Annotated in this window: 1 protein-coding gene; it reads left to right on the top strand. The window is 51.4% G+C overall.

The genetic code is table 11. From position 1 onward, the window contains the following. Positions 1-74 precede the first annotated feature (74 nt). Positions 75-24,785, top strand: coding sequence for a hypothetical protein (locus PHH49_06945; protein MDD5488675.1), 24,711 nt, complete (start codon positions 75-77; stop codon positions 24,783-24,785). Positions 24,786-25,319 lie beyond the last annotated feature (534 nt).

Raw genomic sequence — 25,319 nt, 5'->3', positions numbered from 1 at the left:
ATTTAGATACTTATTCTTGACCAGTTTTACTATGTTATTAAGTAGATTTAATAAGTTTCAAAAAGGGTGAGGCGATGAATTGGCGATCTATCCGGACCATTATCAGTGACAGGATATCCGTGCGTCAGCCTGCTTCGGATGTTCCGATCCCCGGAGATGACCCGGGCTCAAAAGACCTGTATTTTTTTTCCACCAGCCGCCGTGTGCGACCATTTGTTAAGGCAATATCATTGGTGCTTGCCACAACATTCCTGATCCAGCAGATATCGTATGGCCAGGGCGGGGCAGATGCAGTCGTAGAGCCGCTCGTGAAAAAAGAAGTCAACCTGAACCAGTTTTCCATACCACGTGATATTGCCATAACCAAGTCGGTCAATAAAACGGATAGCCAGGAACTTATTATCAACATCAAGGATGTTCATGACAATTTCGGGGCCCAGGAATCCATCGTTAATGTGCTTGATAATATGGCGGTGAATTATGATGTCCGTTTCGTTGGAGTGGAAGGGTCCGAAGGGTACATCGATACCAGCATACTTTCTGAATTCCCGGATAAGGAAGCCGGGAAAAAAACGGCCGAATACCTGATGCGTGAAGGGAAGATATCAGCGGGTGAGTTCTTTTCGGCGATTTCTGAATTCCCCGTAATGCTTTATGGAATAGATGACAGCGATCTATATCTGCGCAACTACAAGGCATTTTTGAGCCTGCTTGACAATAAAGACCGCAATATGCGTTTGATCGATACGCTCAGGAACACCTTGAACGCCCTGGAAGATCACATCCTTACCGAAGACCTGAAACAGGTAAACCGTAATTCGGTCTTGAGTAACGACAGCGGTCGTAATTTCACTAAGAGGTGGTATTTCATCCAGGAGATCGGAGATAGATACGGGGTTGATAAGGATCGTTACGAGAACGTGAACTCCCTTATAAACGCGGTGGAACGTGAAAAAACGGTGGATTACGCCGCCGCTAACATACAACGCGACGAACTGCTGAACTATTTCACCGGCACACTAAAACGGGATAACCTCGAAGAACTGATCCTGAAAAGCCTATCGTTCAAGCTAGGTAAGACCTCCAAGAGCCAATTTTATTCGTATATCCTGCTATTGGCGAAAGCTGAGAACGTGGATATCTCGCGTTATGACGAGCTTGAGAACTTCTGCAATTATGTCACATTGTACGAATCTATTGATATAAGCGAGCTAATGGACGAAGTGGACGATTATGAGAGCCGTATACGGGGGAAACTTTTCCGGAATGACGAAGAACGCGAATTTACCAGCCTCATAAAGAACCTTGAGATCCTGGATAATGTCTTTTCTGTCTCGCTTACCAGCGGCCAACTTCGGTATTTCAAGGAACATTTAGGGGAATTTGCCTGGCCTGTATTCATGGATTTCATCAAGAAAGAATACGGAAAATACGGCATGGAGATGCCATCTGATCTTTACAAGGCCCGGGAGCTCTTTGAACAGATAAGTGAGGCGGAGATATTCTACGATTCCGCAACTGATCGAAACAAGGCGATGGTCGATAATACGATAAAAATGATGAGGGAGAACGATGTATCTGTCGGCGCTATTGTCACGGGGGGGTTCCACACGCGCGGCATCTCGGACATATTAAGGTCGGACAAAATATCCTACTTGATACTGTTGCCACGTTTCAACCCCCAGAACGGTAAGAGGCCTTACATAACGATCCTGAGCAATCGGGTAAATGAATATGCCAAATATAGCGGCCGGTCGGATTTCCTCGCGGTAACATCCAACTTTTCCGTTCTCATGACCATTCTTGACGGTGGCGGACTTTCAGCGAATGCCCGCAGGACCATGTATGAGGCTGTTGCCATGGCGCTCGGCCAGGCCCTTATGTCGCGAATGAAGCGTGGCATGATAAACGACGTCATACTTGGGGATGAGAGTTCTTCCATCCTAGGTATATACCTGGAGGCACTCCTGGCTAAACAGGAAAAACTCCTGAATGATGGTGTGATAGACCGTGAACGTTATGAAGGGATGGTGACCTTCCTGGAAGAACTGTTGATCCGGGACCTGAGCATAAAAGTAGACGGACTTACAGGTCGCGTGTTAGTCGGGGTCCGGCTGGATACGGGCGGGCTTATCTATGAGATGATACGTGACCCGGGATCGGGCGAGGTAGCGCTTAAACGCTATCAAACTCCTTCTGACGCGGAATTCAACGATGTTTTCGCGGAGGAGGGCATAGAGACTATTGTAGGAACCGGGACTGGGGAGTATCTCGCGACGGAAGAGATAAGCGAAAGCGCCAAACGTGTTATTGAAGACCAGCTGATGATATTGCTCGACTCTTATCCGGGCAAGAAGAGTACGAGCGATGATATCGAGACGGCTCTTCTAAAGCTCGCGGGGCGTAAAGGTATAGACACGACGGGCATAGATCTTGCCGGACTTGCCGGAAGAATAGCAGGGGAAGCGCAAAACGGCCAAATAGCGCAAACGGCACGCGAAGGCCAGATGCGCGGCATGCTCGACGAGGCAGAAGCGTTGCTGGACGAGGGGAAGCTTGCCGCTGCTATTGATATGGTGGAACAGGCCAGGGAAGAAGCGTCCCGTGCCGGAACAACTGTAGACGCGGCGGATAGTGAGCGGCTTATGAGGATATCCGACCGTCTGGCGGATACACGTATTGCCGCCGCGCAGAAGATCGCCGAGAGTTTATCCGGGCCGGGTACGGGGAACGCGCAATATCTCGAAGATGGGATGCCAGGAACAAAAAAAGAAGCGCCAGGAGGGATCTCGGAAGAGATCACAGGACGTATAGAGGATATATCACATGACGCTGGCACGCAGAAGATGCCCGGGACGGATGAGGACACAGGCGGATCCGCCAGGAGTACGGCACGTCGTGTGCGCGGCGAGATCACCGACAATTCGGGTCTCGTGGCCGTGGACAGCGAGACCCTGAGTGACGGCACGGTGCTGGTGCGCCATGATTTTGGAGACAGTGAAGCCGCGGCTTTTCACTTCTACGCTCCTAATGGCGTGCTTGTGATAGTTGTGAACTCGAATACGGATCTTGTGGGCGGGATGAATTCCATTCTCGGCCCAAAAGGATACACGTTCGATGATGTGGAGAATGAACTGCTCTTCCACGAAAGGCGCGAGGCTTTCTGGCGGCGTACCATATCGGATGGATGGGCTGAAGAAGAGCTCAGGGCGGCCGGGATCGAGGTGTCGCCTGAGAACATGAGTGCCATGAAGGCGCGTATCGCGCATGTAATCGCGAGCGCCGAACAAGGACACGAGTTCGTAAAGGATAACCTGGACGGTATTACGCCGTTCCATTATGCGGGAATTCTCCAGTCCAACAGCCTTGTCGGCATGGACAATATGCTTCATGAGGACCGTTCTTTCCATGACCGCGTTCTCCTGAAGGCGGGTGAAATGGACGTAGCGGCATTCACTTACGCGGATACCGCGGAATATGACGCGAAGGTCAAGAAGCTCGTTGAAGACCAGTTCCAGACCCTCGCGATGCCGGCCGCGAATAAAGATCTTGAGCGCGCCGCGGATGCGGTCGATGCCTTAGATGACATATACGCATCAATGCAGGGACTCGTCAGGCAATATCAGGACACCGGTATCAGCGACGAAACAAGGGAATCACTGCTGAACGCAATTAACACGGCACGCCAGAAATTATTGAGGTTGATCGGGTTCCTGGACCTTTTGTATGACCTGGTAAGTGGGATGCGGGCCGATGTTAATGACAAAAAGAGATCAAGGGACCGTATAAGGGCCAAGAGGGAGAAGGCCAGGAAGTTGGACGTGAGTTTCCGTGCCATGGCTGAAAAACAGGTTCCTGGACTGAGGTCCCTGGAACAAAAACGCGCCGAGGAGGCCGAAGATGTAAAGACATATGGGCTGGACTTACAGGAATTGCTAGCGGGGGCCCGCAGCCCTGACCCGGTGGAGAGGGCAACTGCCCGGAACGAGCTGTGGCGCAGGTTGAAAGACTCGTACCCGGTACTTTCGCAGGCCCCGGAAGATCTTATTGAACTCCTTCTTTCAGGGGATACCACGGCGTTCCGGGTCATATCCGACCGTATATATGAGGCTCGAAAGGAAGCTGACCGTGCTAGATATGCTGTTTCCAAATCCACGCCGCAGACCAGTAAAAGTGCGGAATTTGTAGCAGCCCAGGCCGAAGAGAACGAAAAGAAGGCTGATACGGCGGAACGGATGTTGAATGCCGCATTGATGTCCGTTTTTATCGACGGGGAAGACAGCGCGGATGCGTTCGCGCGGGCGGTCGAAGCGGCCAGGGTCTTTGTCGGCCAGCTGCTCGACAGCGCCGCGAACGAAGCGGACAGGCTTGAAAAAGAACTCAATGGTCTTTTGGCGAAGGGGACAAAAAAAGGCGAAGAGATAGAGCTTGCCGCACAATTCGAAAGAGGGGAAGAGATAAAGGAGAGGCTGACAGCGCTTTCCAGGATGATATCCGGGATAAAATCCTACTATTCGCGGCTCGAAGGAGTGGGCAGCCTGGGCGTAAGGGAAAATTTTGAGTTCAGGGATATCCCCGAACTTATCGAAATTAAAAGATCCGGCCGCCTTGGTAAAAGCGTGAATGCCTCCCTTGACGCAGCTATTTATAAATGCGATCAGCTCAGGGGAAGGTGTCAGGACCTGGAGATGCGTATTGACTGGGCCTCCGCGAGGAAAGGTCTGCCGGTGGAGATCCCCGAAGATAAATTAGATTCCGTTTACGAGCTTGATCCTATAGAGACCTCTGAGGAAGAGACGTTCCATGTTCAGACCACATGGCGAGATGTTGTGGCGGGCTTCAATGTTTATTGTAACTCCCGTGGCGACGTATTGTCACAGCTTGCGCGCCTGCGGGCCATGAAGGCCGGTATGGGGCACGGGGCGGACCTGCGGGGTAATCTTTCGCGTTATTGGAGGGTTGTGCGGAATTTTTTCCGCAGGACGCGTGGTAAGGCCCCTGTGGCGGCGAATACAATAGATGCTCTTATCTCGGAGTGGACGGGATACCTGACATATTACGCGCGGCAAGGAGATGCCTACTCAGGCCACCTGGAACCGCTTTCTGAGATAAACGCTTCGCTGGCCAGGGGCGGATGGGTGAATTATGCTGGCATTATGGAGCGGCTTATTTCTATTTCCAGCGATATAACGCGTTCTTCCGTCTCGCGAGAACAGGTCCAGGAGCTCAAATCGGGGCTTACATGGCTTGTTTACAAAGCGGACAGGTTTTTCTATCCCCAACCGGAATCCTCTATAGTGGATAATGTCTCTCAGGACGAGATCGCTATAGCAAGGACATCCATGGCCGGTGCGTTTTTCGACCTGTTGAACGATGACGAGATGGATGAAATGGTCCAGAGCGAAGAGGACAGGAAAAAACTGGACGAAGCAAAGGCAATAGCTATTGAGATAAAGAACCGGAAGAACCCTACACCCGGGTGGATCACTGCCCAGAACAAAAAGCTCATAGAACTTCTAAATTCCCTGGTCTATGGTGAAAAGGAGATATATGACGAAAAGGATGCGAAGAAAGGGACTAAAGCTTTTGTTTTCATGAGAAAGCTGATACAGCAATACAATAAACAGGACGCCCCTATCGATAGCGCGTTCGTTACGAACCTATTGCGCGATCTTGGGTTACGAGCAGGTATAAAAGCGGCGGGATACAGTGAGGGCATGCTGGATACGATCCTGGGGCTGGAAATAGGCCAGAGCGAGACTTTCGTGACTGAAAAAGAATCTCAGGAAGACCGTTTGGACCGCCTTGCGAAGTATATGCAACTTATGGCGGCTACGGGATACCTGGACATGAGCAGCGCCACGGTCACAGGTCTCGTGGACCAGGCTGGTATAGACAGGGACGAGTTCTCGCGCGTGATGTCCACAGGTAGCCGGTTCTGTGATTTTATACAGAATAAGATGAAATCCGTCGAAGAGGATATGGGAGAGAGTAATAAAACGTTCCAGGACAAGGATAACCAGTATCGCATGATGGCCGTATATCAGCTGGGAGCGATACTAGCCGATGAAAAGATACCGTTTACAGAGCAGGTGATAATAGGTCTCGAAATGGGTATGGGTAAGTTCGGCGACATGGCTACCGGCGCGGGTAAGACGTTGGCCATGATAATACCCAACATAATGCAGAGATGCCGTGGTAAAAAAGCCATACATCTGGTTACTCACGATTACTACACGGAAAGGGATTTCAGGGAGACGCATTTCATCTACAAGATGATGGGGATGAAGGTATCGTATCTTCGCGGGGACGAGAAGAACGTTGCAACTGCTAACGACAGGATAGGCGACAATGACGTCGTGGTCATGTCGTACGGCACTTATAATTTCACCACACTGGAGGCCGTAGAGGAGAAATCCCAGAAGGAGAACGAGGATTGGATCGACTGGCTTGCCAAGGGGCATCTAACATTCGACGAGTGTGATGTTACCCCGAGGCTTTCCGATTTCATAATCGCGGCGGAACAGAAGAACATAAGCCTGGATGAATATTTAAAACACCACATACTTTTCCGTCTGGCCATGGCATTATATGAAGCGGGTGGGATAGATGAGGTGTATACGCTTCTCGAGGATAATGCGGTCCGGATGGCCGATGGGTCCGAAAAGGAGATAACCGCTCTTAAACGGATGCTTTCCATGGAAGACGGTGATAACTTGTCCCTTGCCGGGTCAGGGCGAGGAAGCGTTATTACGATAGGCGATCGAGAGATCAAGGCGTCGGACGTGCTTGCCGCGCAGGAAAAAGGGGAATCCGTTATACTTGATTCGAATGGAGCCAAATTCGTGGTGAGGTTCGACAACAAAACGGGATTTGTCGTACGCCGCCTCGAGTATTCGGGTGACAAAGACAAAATGCCGGATAAGATAGACGTAGTCCTGGACCCGGTGACCAAAAGGCCCACGGCGAGTTCCTTGACCAGAAAAAAGGTCGTCGGCATGCTTAGTCAGATAATGTCGGACCTGCGGACTTCCCTGCCGGGCCGGCACATCGAGACCCCGACCTGGGAGGATCTCCTGAACACTGTGCAGGTGCTATATATCGAGAAAGAGAACGTCGACTATAAGATGAGGTACCAGGAAAAGACCGGGGAGAACCCCATCGAGATATCCTATGACCGTCAATCAGGCAAAGTCGATGTCTACGAGAAAGGCCGGCCGGATGGCGTGACCGATATAGAGGTCGAAAGAAGGATGGGTGAGACCGGAGATATCTTCATCGCCCGGTACGAGGGCCGGGTGGTCGGTGTGCTGAACGATCTTGTCGGCAGGGAAGACGATGAACGTATCATAAAGATGGGTGACAAGCGATATCGTGTAGATAAGGCAGGGGACAAGTTCATACTTACCCGGGTATCTCTGGAAATTACGCTGATAGATAGTTCTACCGGCAGGGAACTCCCGGGACAAAGAAGGGACAGGTTCCACACACTTTATGAATTGAAACATCAGTTCAGAGGCGATGGTGAGGATCGGCCCGTAGCGCGCAGGGACAACGAAAGTACGGAGTATATATCACACCCCAACTCGGCCAACCTTGCCGGGTCGTACGGGGGCGCGTCGGGGTCCGTATCCACTGTAGCCGACCTTATGCTCAAACTTTTCCCGAAAGCCAAAGGTCTGAGGAAGATATCGCCGCCGTTCGCTAAAAAAGGCGCGGTAATGGCCCCGGTCTTTTCAGTAAGGGTGGATGGTGACTGGGAAATGGCCAAGAACCAGATACGACAGATATTCGCCAATTGCTCTCAGCCCAGTATACTGTTCTATTTCGAGGACATCAACGCCGCCAAGAACAGGGAAGCGGACCTGCGGGAATTTCTGAGAAGTAGTGGAATAGAAAGCCGGGCTGGGCCTGTTACGGTAAACATATTTGATAAGGAAGGTTTTTCGGAAGTCGAGATAGTTGAGAAAGCCGGTAACCCCAATACCATTACCTTTACCGACAGGAAACTTGGACGTGCAACTAACGTACGTTTTGTCGAGGATGTCGGGTTCATATCCAAGAACACCATGAAATCCCTGCGCAAATGGCTTGAACGCAAATTGTCCGTTGATCCCGATGCTGCCGATCATGTCAGAAGTGTCGTAGCAGGGAAAAGCCGGGAAATGGGAATAACCCCCGAAAAGGAGCCTGTCACGAATGATGACATCATAGCTATGTCGGTCCGGATACTTGACGCTATGCTTACCGGTGAGAACGGTATATTTTTCGAGGAGGATATCAACGCGAGAGCCCAAAAAACGAAGAACGCCGAGACCTTTCTGCGGTCACTGGGTATTGGCCCCAGGGATGAGGTCTGGGAAAACATGCATAAGAAATACGCGGAAGGTCTTTTTATCGTAAAACTCGCGCCTAATGAGAGCCTGCAGTCCCAGACACAGGAAGATGGCCGTAGCCAAAGGCAGGGAGATACCGGTAATGTATCCTCGTTCTTCTCCACAAGAGAAGGATCGGTTTTTTACCGCATGGTACAACAGGCTTACAGTAGGGAAGACAACACGAATCTTCCCTATTTCCAGAGACAATTGGGGGAAAGAAAGTGGAAGAGGTTCCTTGAGATGGTCAAGGAAATGGAAATGTCCGGTATGGAGAAAAAGATATTCGATACGAACGGGAATTACAGGTTAGATATCTCGGAGGAAGATCTTGCGGAATGGGGACGGTACCAGGCATATTTCAATTCCCTATATGTGGAAGTCATGGTCGTATCACAGAGGCGTGCGGATCGGGCCAGGGATAAGAAAAGGAAGATAGACGACCTTAAGCAGGCCGCATTGGACCCGGTGCGTGAGATATTGAAACGGTTCAAGCAGAGGGTGGCGAAGAACCGTGGTGTGGCCGAACGTTTTGTCGACGACAGTATCGACGCTTTGCTCGATAAATATGTCACATATGATGCGCTTGATATGGGAACCGGCCTGTTGGATCTCGAGGAATTTTTCGGTGTATTAGGGGAATACTTCCTGATCCCGTCTTCCATGGGACAGGCCAAGAAGATCGTACAGTTGCCCAAGAACAGGCGTGACGCGGTACGTGAGCTCCGGAAATTACGCAAGGACATCAAGGCTGCGGTCAAAAAGGCTATATCCAGGGCCGGAAGCATCCGTGCGGAGGCCGGGCGTAAAGACCGTGAAGGCCCGGTGTCGTGGCTAAGTGTTGGCGAATGGGCCTATGGTTTCGCTGTTTCCCCGAACGGGAAAGTGTTGCTGAAGGACGTAAAACGCATGCTCCCGGATGGGACCGAAGTCATGATAAAAGATGTCATCAGGGGGGAGGATGGCAGTATAACGGAATTGAATATCGGAGAGACCGAGCTCAAAGTGGCATTCTTACAGGACGGTGTAATAGAGCTGCGGGTGGCATTGGCAGAGGGTGAAAGTGCCGAACATCTAAGGAGCTTTGCCCGGTTCTCTACAAGCCGACATGTTGATGAGGATAGTGGCGCTGTTGATGGGATGGACATAACTGCGGAAGGCATGTCAGATGAGTATCTTTTCCAGGTATATGGACGCGGGATAAAGCGGCTTAAGACCCGGATACTTAAAGAAGCCAATAACAACGGCGGTAGGGTCACCGGCACCATGGTCTCGGAGCTCGGGCTTATTGACGCCGGGATAGAGGTGGCCAGGGAGAATTATGAGTACCGTGTTGGGGAATCCGTGGAATATGATTCGACCGATGACGATGTGGTCCGTACCAGAGAAAGGGCCGAAAGGTCGATCGCCCGCGCGGTAGCCCGTGTACAGGGAGAGGTGAGGGAGACCAATGACAATGCTGACGCCGCCTGGAACCGTATGCGGAAAGACAATTCCAAATTTACCGTGAAACATGGTAAGCGTTCCGTGGTCAGGGCGCGGCGTGGATTGCCTTCAGAAAGACTCGGGGACATTACGCCTGATGCCGGCAGGGTGGTGCCCGGGCAGGCGAACGTAAGATATGAAGCGGGCGCCGCTGGAGGACAGGAATGGAGCGCTTCCGGCGTGGATGACATTTTCGATGAGGCTATGAAAGGTGAAGGAGTGGCAACGGTGGTTTCATCCGTTGGGAGGTCTGATGCCCGTGACCGGAGAAGCGTAGCTGATAAAAAGGAAAAGTCCGCGGACAGTAAAAAAGAGAAAGCCGCTGAGCATGCCGCCGCCCTGGAGCCTGAAACGGTGTCGGGTATAGGTGTAGTAGGCGTATCCAGTGATAAAACTAAAAAAGACGGCATATCACTGGCGGAAGCCGGCCAGGCATACGCCAGGGTCGTTGTCCCGCCACCGGGAGGTAGTGTGCCGCCTCCAGGCGGTGGAGCACCGCCGGAAGGGCCTCCGGCCATAGTATTGGTGATGCCTGTACAGCTGCTGCAAAGCGCTAATATGGAAGATATTGCCAGCGAGATAAACGACCGTTTCGGGTCGATGAAAGAAGAGGATAAAAGCATAGTGGTTGAGATAGACGGGGTGGAGGACGGAGATGTGGACCCCGTTTCGGGTAGAGCCAGCATAAAATTCAAGAACCTGAGGGTCATTGACGCGGAAGGTGCCGCGATATTGACGGCGCATATTGAAAGCGTGCTTTCCAGAAACCCGGAGATGTCTCAGGAGGAACTGGAAAAAGAAGTGGACCTGGACGATACGAAAGGGAACAGGGTATTCCTCCGCCGGATAGGTGGGCGTGAGGTCCTGGTCACAAAAGGAAAGGATGATGTCACATATGTGAGGGGTATGGGGACAAACGTGTCCCCGCGCGCACGCATGGAAGTGGCTACCGCTAACGCCTACCTTACCGGAAAGGAACCTGGAGTGCCGATGGGTGAGGTTGAGGCGAGACGTTCCGGTGTATACCGTACATCGTCGGGAGATGACGCGGGTAGAGAACTTGTGGGTCTGGATGCCCTGGTAAGAACCTCTTTCGCGGAAGAGGGCGAAGGCGAGGTTATTGAAGTTCCAGGAGCCGACGGGATAGGCAAGACATGGTTGAAGTATTATGTCGGCGGTGCCATTAGCGGGATCTTCCGCATATTCCTTGGTTTGATAGGTGGATCGTTCGATCTGTTGCTGCGATTCGAGAACTGGATGAATTTCCGTAGCGATATGTTCTCACGGAACCACAGAGTGCTTGCTATGCTGCCGGCCTTCCTTAAGGTCCTGTCCATGAACATCCCGATCGGTGTTGTCAAATACACTATGACCCGTGAGGGGCTGGGTGAATTCCTTATGTGGGCGCAGTCCCGTATGAACGTGTACAATTCGACCGTTAAGCAGCTCGAAAAACGGTTTGACGTGCTGTCGTCGTTCAAGGACAGACTTTCCTCTGTGGATCCTGAAAGAACGGCATGGAAATGGGCCGCGGATAAAGCGTTGTGGGTGGCGACACATTTGAGGGTATCCCGAATGGCTATTTTCGTGTTTAGCGGAGCTGTTTTCATAATACCCGCCGGCATATTGTCGGCGATCCGTTTTGCTCTGCCCAAGAAGGTAAAGGAATGGGCCACTAAGGTGTATAGCTGGGCAAGATCCAAGTTGCCGGAAAAAGAACCACGTTATTCAATGGAACAGGCAAGAGAAGAGATCTCGACACGGCTTCCGGCCGCAGTGACGCGGGGTGAAGAACTGGATCCCGCCAATGCGCTGAGATTGGCGGCTAACCTCACCGGACGGGAGTATTCCCCGGAGGATGAGGACCTTTTAAGCTCGCGTTTGCTGCTTGATACGGTCTTGCAGCCGGAGGATATACCCGATACGGCAACTGACCGGGAAACCCTATATATCGCCGCGATGTTCCTGAAGACCAATCGCGATATGTCTCTCGCGGGATTTTGCGCCTATAAGGTCGGGAACATATTATACGCGCAGGCCCTTGCGGCAGCGGAGCGGGCGAACAAGACCATGAACAAAACGGACAAAGAAGCGGCAACACGGGCTAAATTGGCGGCGTATAACTATTTTACGATAGCGTCCGCCGCGGAATATAACACCAAAGCGTCACGCATGTACCTGGGGATATTGCTATATTCTCTTGGCGATAAGAAAAAGGCCGGAGATGTGTTGAAGTGGCAGGTAAGGAAGAAGGGGGAGGTGGCGCAGGACCTCGCAACTTCGGCTTACGCCGTTCTTGGCGCGTCTTATCAGGACGGGAAAGACTACAAGAAAGCGGCGCGTTCATATAGAAAGGCACCAGGGATCCCCGGTGTCGATGTCGGAGATAGATATGTGGTGAAATTGCCCGGTGAAGAGATCGATATCACGGCACGCAAGGGCGAATGCCGTAAGGCTATCTCCCAGGATAAGGACGACAAAAAGAAAACACTTTCCGACGCCGGGAAGAAAGTAGCCGGTGGTGTGTGGGGGAAACGTAAACCCATGATATATGTTACATTGGGCACGATCACGGTGCTTGCTCTGCTTATCATGATCTGTCCGGGGCTTTTGTCCGCAACGTTGGTACCTCTGTTAAAATGGCTGGGCGCTATGGTCGGAGAAGGTGTGTTAGCGCACATATTGCCGTTCACGGTCATAGCGGAACATCTGGGGTCCATCAAGGCGCTCTTCTCGGTAACATTACAGATAATACAGCTGATAAACCTGGTAGGTATGCCTCTTTACGGTTTGACGAGAAGAGCTCTCAGGTCGACCTATGGGCTCTTCTCCAACCCGTTCTACGATTGGCGTCTTTATGCCGCGGAGAACCGGGAACTTGCCCGGGAGCCCGCCGATTTCGGGTTAAGGGTCAAATATCTGGAGAAAGCAAAGAGCGCGGGTGACGACGCGCGTGTAAAGTGGCTTATTGCGGATGGTAACACGTTGCTGTGGGATCTGGAGTTCCCGGTTGATGAGACGTATGCCCTGAAATTCCTGAATTATGTAATGGAGAACGGGAGCGCGCGACAGAAGAAACGTGCCCGCAAGGAAATGCTGGATCTGTTGCGCACGGGGAGCCCGGACAGCGATGACGTCATGGTATCGTTAAGGGCCCTGATAAGGGACGATCAGAAAGGGCGTGAAGGGGATATTGAGAGGGTCATTTTCAGGTTGTACGCTTCAGGACAACTATCAGACCAGCAGTTGCTATTACTGTCATCGGAATTGTTCGTCGATGAACGCTCTGAGATCAAGAATATGGCGCCGGCGCTCCGTGACGCTTACAGGAACAGGGCCATGTCTTTGGGGTCGCCGATAGAAGCGGAAAAGAGGCGGATAGTATCGCGTATGGCTCTGGAAGGATATGCGGCAGCGGAAGCCTGCCTTGAGGAAGCGGCAAGGATCGCCCCTGAGGACAAAGAGATCCCAGTAGCCCGTATCGGTTTAAAAAAGAAAGAGTATGAAAAAGAATCTGACGCGGACAGAAAAAAAGATATCGCCAGGCAACAAGCGGAATTGTTGAGCCTGATATCGCGGAGGGAAGGCGGTATCCGGGCATTTATTGATGGGATGGACGTAGATCTGCTGGAGAAGCTCAAGGATTCGATAATTGCTGTCGACATGTCATCCGCCGTTGATATGCGCGATACCATAAAAAAGCTCGAGGAAACGCGTCTGGGGGCCCAGTTGCCGCAGGATGACATATTTGCCCCGGGCAGGAAAGACCGGGAGGAAAAAGCTGTAGATACACCGGAAACCGAAATGAGGAACGCGCGTATAAGGGTGCTTGCCGCCAAGTTCAAGGATAGCCGTAAGGATATGAGCGCCGACGAGATCTTAGAGCTCGCGAGAGCATATCTGGTCACCGGGCAATATGTAAAAGCCAGTCGCGTGCTCAGGTCATGGTACGCAAAAAGGACCTTCAGGAACGAGCCGGATAAGGGGGCGGAGGCTGCCAAGTTGCGGGTGGTGTGTTGTCTGGGCATAATTGAGCATCATAACCAGTGGCAGTTCGTTACGTATACGCGATGGGTAACACTGGGAAGAGCGCTGGCGAAACTGCGGAAATACGGCGGGACATACGCGGAATGGGCGGATTGGGTCGCAAGCACTTCATATATCAGGAGTCCCGATCGTGCTGCTTCGGCTTATGAGAGTTTGAAAAGCCATTATGGAAAGGGGCTTTGTGAGGATGCTGTCGATGGGATGCTTGTTAGGTATGGGGTAATTTCGCTCGGGCACACATGGTTCACCCGGCCCACGGCGGCCAGACTCGCGCTGAATGTCATACTGGACAGTGGTCTTGAGAGCGACGAGGCCGTTCGGGAGACGCTGTCGCAGGCTAAACGTATGTTGAGGGATACATATATCGACGTGGTAAAGAACCGTATTTCCGGATACCTGTCGGATCTATCTGGTAGCTCCGATACAGTGACGAGAGGGGAGTTGCGGGTCAATGCGTTATCTGAGTGTGTGCGCGCTGTTTCATTGAACCTGGATTCCCCGTGGGTCCTGGAGGCTGTCGCGGAAACGGTCTATCAGGTCATTGACCAGTTCCTGGAAGAGGGTGACGATATTGCGGGATTTGGATCGCGCCTAGAAACCATAAAAGCACTTGATGAAATGGAGGACGCGAAACGATATGTTGTAACTCTTTTTGCCGTAAGGTATATTGGCTCCTTAAGACGTAACATGGACCTTGAGGAACCAGGTGCCGGCGCAAGGTACAATGCTCTTTTGGGTACAGCGATGATATGGCTCTTGCGTGAATTGACCAGTTCCGATCTTGCTCTGGTAAAAGGCGAGATAATCGCGGCATTGCGCGATATCGGCGGGATCCGTCTGTGGAACGGCCAGACCGGTGATCTCAGCGGTCCGTCTTTGGCCGTGGAGATCGTCGCGAGGATACAATCTATAGCTGAAGACGCTCCGGACAGTGTGGATGAGGCCATGTTGAGGGCCTGGATCGACCTGCTCGGCATTCTTATGGACCGTTCTAACTCGGAAAGAAGGGAAAAAGAGCGGTTGGGAAAGGATACCTCCTCTGTATACGCTGATATCGGGGATAAGATCAAAACCGCCTTGGCCTATTTCAAGGCACCGCTGGTATCCATGGACAAACAAGAAAGAGAAAAGGTATTCCCACTATTCTTGGATTGTATCGCGACCTGGTTCGGGGACGAGGGGAGGTCACTCGCGGGCGCGCTTCTGCGTGAGGGGATAGCAGAGGAAGGCACGGTATCTCCGGAAACTGTTGGCCGTGTAGATATCATTATACAACAGTTCAGTACTCTAAGGCTGGACAGGCAGAATATCATCGGCAAGTTCGCGGATAAAAATGACGTCCGCGCGGCTCTGGTCGTACATTCTCAATGGACATTGGCTGCCGGGGATGAAAAGAACAAGGATATGTTCGCGCGGGAGAAATTACTCCTGATACTGGGTTTGACGGACAGGTTCAAGGGAACGGTCTCGATCGATGCGGTGCTCAAAGAACTTGCCTCGGTCATCTCTGATGCCGGCCCCCTGGTTATAGCTGCCGAACATGGGGTGATAATGAGCGCTCTTGCGGGGATAGATCCAGTCTCCCCGGCCATTGCCGCGCTCCAGCTCAATATCATCAGTGAGGTCCAGCGCATATATGATGCGGCGGGAAAAGGGGACATGGCCGCTACTATGACCCCCGTTTTCGACCGGATACTGAAAGAACTGGTGGATTCCCTTAAAGAACTACAAAATGATTCGGAACAGGAAACATTGGCCTTGATCGTCGGTCGTGCCGAGACGCTACGTATCATCGCCCTGAAATTAGCCGATGAGGGCGAGTACGAAAAGGCCGAAAAAGCCATAAATGAGGCCAACTCCGCGATGAATAGTATCGTTCAAAAGAACATTGAACTTGCTAAGGCCGGCAAGGATATGCTGTCTGTGGACATGAGTGGTCTGGAGAGAGAGAATAAGTCGGTCGCGGAGGCAATAGACCAAATATATCGTGAGCAGGGCAAATTTTATGAGGCGGAAATGTCCAAGGCCCGCGGAGCGGCGCTAAGCGCGGAATATGGCATCCTGGCGGGGAATGACGTGGCTGAGGAGGTGGACCGGGCGAAGGATGCCTATAAGAAAGCCCTGTTGCTAAAGCCGGACAGCATGGAAGCCGGAAAAGGATCGATGGAAATACATGTCTTAAAGGCCAAGCTGGCCCGGGATAAGCATGATCGTCTGAAGAAGGAATATGACTCTACACAGGAACAGATGCGGGAGATGGATAAAGAGATCGCAGAAATGGAAAAGGATATTGACGACTTGACAAGTGACGCCGGCTCGGAATTCATGTCGCGATACACACAGGCGGAGATGGCTGTATCCGCGGCCGGGAACATGTCCGGCGACGATGGCGCTACCGCCGCTTATTTTGAAAGACGGCGTCTCGAGGCCGGGACCCGGCTTACGGGCATAGAAAAACGCCTTGCTGGATCGAGACAAGAACGTGCTGACCTGGCCACCAAAGAAGTGAAGCAGAAAAGAGAGGCGGATGAGGCCGGGCTAGAAGCCGCGAATGTACTCCGCAGTGAACAGGAGAATATAGCTGAAGCGATACGTAAAGCTTTCGATATAGTGGTCTCAGGTGGATATGATGGGACAAAGGATGAAGTCGCGGCCGCGAATGAGGTAATTCTTTCGTTCGGGACGGCGGATGCTTTGGATGCCGCGAAAGCCTCATTTGACAAGGGTTTGGGATTTTTGGGCCGATATCATGCCGCAGCTGTAAGGGCCAACAGAATAGGCGATGGGCTTGCGATCAAGCGGTTCCTGTTGAACCTCTTTCTTGAGGCGAATTACGCGAAAAGTAAGCGTGGTCGCGAAGACCTTCTGCGTTTGATCCAGGAGCGTTTAACGGATGATCCGTCCGCGCAAACCATCCGTATATCCGGCATGGAGACGGTCTCAGATGGGGGTGAAGTGCCCTTACTTGACGCGCTCTTGTACGCCTGTGATCTGTCGAAAGCCGATAAAGAGGAGAAGAAGGCCGCGCTTGCCGGCATCCATGAGCTTTATGTTTTTACCGAAGGGCACGATGGTATGGCGGAAGTCAGGGCTGTGGCGTTAAAGGCCATTTATGAAGGGACTAAAGCGGGTGCTGTGGGTGAGTTCGCGGGAGCTGACCTGTTCGACGAAAAGAACGGTACCGTGACGGACGAGGCGAGACCGGTGCTAAAAAATGGTATCAAGGTCTATTTGGGTGAGATGGGGATAGATCTGCCTGATGTGGGGGATCCGCTTATTGAAGACATCCTTGGGATCATGGGAACGTCCAGAAAAGAAAAAAAGCAATGGGATGGCCTGACGGATGACGAAAGAACGGTTTTTGTAATGAACATGGAACGGCGCCAGGTAGAGCCGGATATCAGTGATGAACGATTGAACGCCCTCAGCGCCGGATATTATAGAGCGATGGCTGTATCTTATGATGTCGATAGACGTAAAAGAGGTCTTGGATCCCTGGGCAAACTCGAGATACACAAGAGCCCGGAGGATCGGGACCTGCCGCTGCTGACCAGGATAACCGATGAAATGTCCTCGTTGGACCCCGCATCCGAAAGCATAAAGCTTTTTAACGGGTTGATATCCCTGGGGAATGGGGTGAGGAACAACACGGTCTCACTGGTTGAGGCCGCGGCCGGGTTGAAAAGTTATATTGACACTGATCCGTCCGATGAGGTGGCCCGCGAAATACTCGCGGCGGTCTATACCCGGCTGCATAGGGACAGGTATCCCGGAAATCCTGAGTATGTGGCTTTTGATGGGGAAGCTTCATCATATTTCGCTTCCGCGGCGAAGTATCGTCTTGAGGACTATAACGGTAAACCCGACGACATGAAGGAAAGGTCCGACTTGGAGAAAGCCTTGCGTGATATACGCAAAGCGATCGTTTATAGCCCGAGAGACGCCGCGCTGGTCATATTAGAAGCGCGAATACTGAGGGAGCTTGGCCGGAAAGATGACGCGGAAATATCGTTGCGGGCGGTTATTACCGCTGGTCGAGACCGCCGGCTCTTTGGTCTTTCATCCTCCCCGGAAGATGTCGCTAGCGCGAGGATGGAGCTTGGGTTCATGTTGTTACAGGATGGCAGGGCCGAAGAGGCCAGGGATATCGTCGGGCACGACGTAGGGATAGCGCTCCGGACCACGATATTACCAAGGCGGACCATAATATACGGTTTATTAGCAGCGGTCCTGGGCCTGACCGTGGGGTATTTCCTGTTGCCATATCTTTCGGCGCTTGTACTTGGTCTTATATTCAGTGGGGGCGTGACGACCGTCCAAAGCCTGGGATGGGTAATGCCGTATAATACGGGCCTTTCCACTGGTCTTCTTTTCTTTTCACTCGTGCAGCTTTTCTGGGGCAAAGACCGATTCTCTCCGGAAACGGCGGCGCTTATGGGAGCAGCGCATATGCAACTAGGCAATGCTGTGCGCGCGAGATGGTATATGGGGTATATGTCCCGCCTCGCGGGAAAAGAAGAAGCAAAAATAGATCCACGCGCGCTTGAGGCGGTCGCCGAACAGGCTGAATTGTTAGGTACATATGAGGGGTTGCGTACCGCGTTAAGTATGAGAGAAATGCGTAAACAAGGCGGTGACATACCGGATACCGTGGACGAAGAGAAGAAGATAGGGAGACTTCGCGAAAAACTTGCTGACCCTTCACTGAAAGTGCCTAGGATATGGTATGAATACGAGCCGTTAGGTATGACCGGAGCTCCGGCACGCCAAATGAGGTCGATCAGTGAAAAGATAGAGTATCTTGAGAAGGTGGCGCAGGAAGACCCGGAGAGTGCGGGTTTGCCCGGTTTAACAGACGCTCTTATCGGGGAGTTAAAGGTGTTGCAGGTACTTCACGACGACACTATGAGTGGTTCCCCTTTACTTGCGGCTGTCAAAAGGTCATTGGGATTCGCGCCGCCGGATTGTTCTGGAAAAATAGTCAGTCTATACGTATTGAAAGCTCGTGTCCTGGCTGGCGAGGATAAGGACGCCACCAGGACCGGGTGGGAAGATGCCGACAGGGCCCTGGACGAAGCGGAGAATACGGCATTGAGCTTCATGGTGGATCTTCCTGATGAATTCAGGAAACTGCGTGCGAGAAGTTGGGCGTTCAAGGGCGATCTGGCTTCCCAGGATGGGAAACAGGCCCAGGCTTTCGAATGTTTCACCACAGCTATAGGATTGGATCCGTCCAATGTCCGCGCACGACTGGGAAGGTCCGCCAGATTCGAGGAGAATGGCGATATCGTAATGGCAGCTAAAGAGCTGGAATCAGCCCTCAATGCGGACGCTTCAATTGATGGTATCAACAATAGATATTCAATGAAGCTCGCGGCATTCTATCTTAACGATGAGATCGCATCGCCGGAAAAAGCCAGAGCCGTGCTTGATAGGGTTTCAAGGCGTCACATGAAGGATATAGTTGAGGCTCAAAAGGTCGAATGTGACGGTATTGCCGGATCTGTACAAAAGGTGATGGATACCTTACGCAGGCTCGCGGACCTCAACGAACTGTCCGATAAATTGAAGGCAGATAGGGAATTGTCAGGCAAAATGCGAGACAAAACCCTGGAGGGATCTTCCGGGAACGAGCACCGTGTATTTCTGGGGAATATCATTTCTATCGAGAACGAGGAGTTGGCCAGAAGGACCGCGCAGGTGGATACTGACGAACGCTCTCTTGCCGCTTTTATTTCCAGGGGAGGTATGTTCAACGCTGTTATCGCGAACTTACGCGGACAACCCGCCGCGCAAGCCGTAAAATACCTTAATATATTGTTGGATGTCTCAGAACGCTATCTACCCGCCGATGATAAAGATATAACTTTCAGGAAAGCCGTTATAAGGCTCCTGTTGGCAGAAAAGGAATTGTCGTCAGGGAATAACGAGCAGGCCGGGGAAGTTTTCGCTTCGCTACCACTATCGAATATATCACAGGATACCCGTGAAAAAACAGAGTTTCTTCTCCAGGCATATGTTGTAGGTATGAAGATAGCCCTCAGCAAACAAGATCGCTTACAGTATATGAAAATGGCGCGCCAGGCGGTCGATGCGACTGAGAGGATCAAAAACGGTTTTGGTGATGTCGAGAACGAGAGCATAAGGACGGTCGGCCAGGTCCTGGTGGACGGTATGACCCGTATAGCGTCGGATAAGGACATCCCGGAGAAGGAAAAGCAGGCCGATATGGCCGCGATATTTAAATTCTATGCCGACCTATCCGCTATTAATTTAAACATGTCAATAGCCGTGGGCATGGTAAAGGTGATAACCGGGAATATGAGCAGCGATATGCTTGATAATGTATCCATGTCTTTATCTCGCCCGGACATCCCGGTTAAGTTCAAGTCCCTTCTTCTCAGACTGTTGGCGGGTAAGGCTTTTTCAGATCCTGAATTCCGCGCGGCCTCCGGAACACGTCTCGAAATTATCTCAGGAGATAATGACCTGCGAAGGTCCGGGGACAGAGGTGTCGTTTCCGCATGGTTATTGATACGTGCCATATCCGCCCGGGAAAAGGGTGATGTCCGTTCCGCCCGTGGATATTTCCGTAAGGTATCGGAGGTTGATAAAGACGGAGAGTTTTCCGTAATGGCACAACTGGGACTGAAAGCCACATATCCCAGATGGAGATGGATAGAACGAATGATGTGTGATAGGCGTATAACATCTTTAAACAAAGACAGTTACGAATCGGAGGCCAGACGCGCGGAAATGTTGTATGCAACCGGAAAATATCATCGGGCAACGGCTGCTTATGAAAAAGCGATGAAGATGGGACTGAATATTTCCGGCAGCAGAGAACTTATGACACATTACGCGCATGCGGTGCTCAATGATAATGGACCTTGGTATTCGGCGCCAAGACGCGCATGGAGGAATATCTTTTCCGTGGATAAAGCTATTCAACTTCGCATAGAACGCCTGAAGCAGGCATATGGATCGTTGCCCTCAGATAGTGATGGCAAAAGATCAATAGGTGAGGAGATCGTGCGGGCGTATGACGGTCTGGAGAACATGGCGATAAAAAGATCTGAAAGAGCGTCGGGCAGGCGCCGCCTGCGCATATATCCGAGGACCAGGGAGATCGTATCCAGGGCAAACTACGAAAAAGGTATTTTGCTTGCCGAAATGGGGAAGGAAGATGCCGCTAAAGAGGCATTTATCCGGGCCGCTAAGGCCAACCCGGAAGATAATAGGCCCGCTGAAGCCATGAAAAAAGCGCTGGAACCGGAACCCGCGGATGCCACGGCCAGGGCCCGGCAAATATGGGATAAGGCGGTAAAAGCCTATGATGAGGGAGATCTGGGGACGGCTACCACGCTTTTACGTAAGGCCGCGGGAACGGACCCAACCCTGAAAACGAACGCGGAAACAATGTTGGAGGAGATCAGGGATGTAGATCGCGTTTGCGATGACATGCTTTCCTATTCAATAAGGTCGGATTGGGCCCGTGCCGTGGAGAAAAATGAAGAGCTGGCGTCAAAGATGAGGCGCAGGCTCGCGGGCCATTCCGGTGACGCCCTGGAAGCGGAAATGCAGGTTTTTGAAATGTGGTTCCAATTGCGTTCGGGCGACAAGACCCAGGATGAAAAGAATAGGCGGGGATTCGGGATACTTTCAGGGGTACTGGGTGCCGCCGGCGTCATGACGCCCCTGGACGGAAATAACGCGAATTATCGGCGTATATTGACGCGGTTGCAAAATAGGATAGGATCTTTGATAAAAGAGGGCGAATACGGCAGGGCGTTATGGCTCCTGGATGTCCTGGAGACGTCACCGATGACGGAAGACGAGGCGCAAAACAACCTTTATCTGGAAGGGCTGGCATATTGCCGCATATATAGCCGTGATGTGTCGTCATCCGAGGGACCAAGTCCGGACGATACTTTATTGAGAAAAGTAGCTGACAGCATTTATCCCGTACTTCTCCGGTCCAATGAGGATAAGGGGTCCAGGCTGGCTGTTGAGATATCCGACGCGTATCTTAAACAGGCGTCACGTTATGGGAAGGAAGATCTTCCGCAAAACAGGGAATACGCTCTGGTCCAGGCGGAGAGATACATGAGAGAAGCTGTGATCAAAAGAGCAAGCCCGGACATGGATCTTATTAATCGCTTTATCGATATATGCGTGAAACACAACACGCTTTTTGAGGAACGTAACGAGTCGCGTGTTGTCGAAGCACTACGGGAACTATTAAGTGCTCCCGGCCTGCGGCAGAGAGCCGGCGCGGTGTTCGGAGTGATATCACGGGTGTTAAAAACATCACTTTTAGATAAACAGGTCGATGTTGAAAAAATGCGCGCGATAAGTGATCTTTTCGCGCTTATGGGTGCAGCGCTGGAAGGGGCTACGGACGAGATGGACCGCGCTCTGATCTTGGGCAATACGAACAAGGTTTTGTCCGATATAATGCCATATTTAAGGGTGATGCAAAGCAATAAGGACGCGGATGTGCTGGTCTATTTGGCGGGAATAACCGGATCACTTGGAGGGATAAGGCTCCAGATCCTCGGGGACGGAACCTTCAAGATGGACGATGTGATGCTCGGTAATGTTGATCTCGTTCTCGCGTATTTCAATGTAATGTCCGGAGATATACCCACGGCCCGTAGAACGATAGCCGGACTGCCGCCACTTACCGGCAAATGGCTTGCGGAAAAGCGTTTTGCGGAGTTCCGGATACTTCTGTCCGAGGGAGACCTGGTCGGGGCTCTGTCCATGATAAGACGGATAGCGAGATATGACCGGGCTATGACATCGGACGCGAAGTTACTGCTGGCTAAAGCCCATTACACGGCGGCTGCCTCGCAAACGGACGCCGGCGCGGCAATTTTACATTATGAACGCGCCACGGCGTTATGGCCCAACTATGAGGAAGCGCATAGAGAGATGGCTAGGCTTTACGGCAGTACGGATGTGGAGAAGAGCGCGCGTCATAAAGCCATCGCTGACAGCATTAATTCCCGGTATAAAGGAAAGCACGCGGACATGGCCAAGCCTCTGCCAGTTCTTCCATCCTCATGGCCTGAGTTTAAAAAGCATATGCTACTGGCGCCTCTGGTCGAGCAGGCAAAGTTCTTTTATCTGCCTGTGGCCGTTCCCGGAGTGCTCACCGGGATAATGGGCTTAGCCGGGTTCCCGGGAATGGATGTTGTGATCTACGCAATGATCGGCGCTTCTATCGCGGCGCAAGGAGTTATGGCGTATAGGTTCGTTGAAAAACATAATAAAGGCCGTTTAACGGCATTTGTTGTTGCGACGATCAATATCCTGGGGGTTAACGCGCTGATCACGATCTTGGGTATACCCACATCATATTACCCATTCTACGCATTGGCATATTTGCTCCCGGCTGTCATGGTACATTCAGCAACTAATTATTATGTCTTCCGTTCGAATCGTGCCGCTTCTGTCAAAAAAGGTTATGCCACGATAGAAGGAGCGGCGCCTTCGTATCATACAGCGGAACAGGCAAAGCGGGTATTTATCGGAGTTCTGGGAAAGGGGGAGATGCTTGATGCCGCCATACAGGATGTTAACGCCAGGTATCGTGACGATAATGTGCGGGTGTTCGCTGTGAGTTCCGAAGGCGAGTTCAATGATATTGTAACTGGCTCGGATTCGATAAATGTACTCGTGGAATATACTGAAGATGGCGAGCCGGAAAAACTCCTGGAAGAGGCGATACGAGTATCTGACATACAGAGTATTGCTATGGCGTATCCGTATTTTGTGCATCCGTATATGTCTGGTATGCAGGAAAGCGCTTTGCGTAATCTAGGGAAAATGAGCGATCTTGAGCTCGCGGACGTATCCCGATCGATATTCGGGGTTATCCCTGCTGAGACGCGCGAGAACGTGCTGGATGAGGTTTTTGCCCGTGTCAATTATGGTTCCGCGGAGTGGGAAGTGGCCCCGCAAAAAGTACTTACGAAGGATAATGAGCGGCAATGGGTTGATGGATACGTAAAGGCGATCTCAGATCTTGCCGCCCTGGAAGAACGGGACGGCCAGGATGAGGAGTATCTCAGGTCACGTGAAACATTCCTTTCCTACCAGAAAGGACTTGTTGCCGCGATCGAGCGAGGGGATTACGCGAGATTAGGGGAACTATTGTCGCATCGGGACATGTCTTTGGCGAGGGAAGATATTAACATATCGGATATCACGGAGGAAATGACCGCTCTCAGGTTCGACTATCCACAAGTCATGCTTGTTGACGCGCGAATGCCGGGCATCGACCTGGATGCCCTTCTCCCTGTTATGGAAAAATTAGAGGGGAAAGCCTTTTATCTCTGTGTGGTCGCGGCGTCTCAAGACCAGATACCGGAGAACATGAGATACCTGGCTAATATCGTACCGATAATAACCGGTGATAGCGCTTCGCTCTCGGCGGAAGACGCGGTTACCATGGCTGAGCTCACGCTTGCCGAGAAGGGGATCGAAGTGCGGAAAGATTCCGTATCAGTGGTAGCTTTTGAAGGGGATCTGCATTCAAATGGGATGATAGACTACATGAGGGTGACAGATAAAGAGCAAACCCCGAATTTCGTTGTGCTCGGAAATGATGTGTTAACGGATGCGTTGGTCGGGAACAAGGTCAGTCGCTTATTGCCGGCAATGGCGGTCATTGGTATCGGTAAACGCCAGAATAGTTATGACCATCGTCCAAGTGTTTTGGCGGTAGGTTGTGTTGATGATACCATTGAGTATATCGGGTCGAACCTTGAGAACGTGCTGTGCATACTTATAGAAATAAGCAAATTGAATGTCGGAAGGCTTATAAGGGAAGAGATCGAGGCGCTTGTCCGCATTGAAATATCCGCGTAATTCGTATAACTAGGGTTAAAACCATATTCCTTGCGAAAAACTTGACAACTCTCCAGAACGAAAATCCTTGCGCGTATTCTATCGTAAATAAACACTTTATGAACATTGATCCAATCTTGGCCAATGTTAGAGATCAAAAATCTACCCAAAATCGTTAAAAGACAAAAATGCCAGTTTCAAAATTTTGAAGGGCTTGAATAATATTATATACTTTATACTGTTAGCTTATGAAAGATGCAGTTTTTTATATTATTGGTTAATTGTTTTAAAAAGTGCTATGTCATATAATATGTATAACGCAAAGGGGTGTTGTTATGAATATGTTAATTAAATTTTTAAAGTGGCGGTGGCAAGAGCCACCGTTAATTGGATCTGGAGGCGGCGGGGACTTGCCGTGGTCGGCGGGCACTTCGGTCTTTATCGAAGTAAGGTCGGATCACCGTAAACGTTTCGCGATGAAGACATTGTCGTTATTAGTCTCGATCGTATTCATGGTCCAGCAGCTGGCGTATTCCCTTGGGATCAATTATGGCA

Source organism: Candidatus Omnitrophota bacterium (assembly GCA_028715965.1).
Lineage (GTDB): Bacteria > Omnitrophota > Gorgyraeia > Tantalellales > Tantalellaceae > JAQUQS01.
The sequence above is the reverse complement of the archived record's forward strand: the minus strand, read 5'-3'. Positions and strand labels throughout refer to the sequence as shown.

What these genes read in the sequence shown, in the direction of transcription:
- PHH49_06945 (MDD5488675.1), top strand. Translation starts at nt 75, where the DNA reads ATGAATTGGCGATCTATCCGGACCATTATCAGTGACAGGATATCCGTG.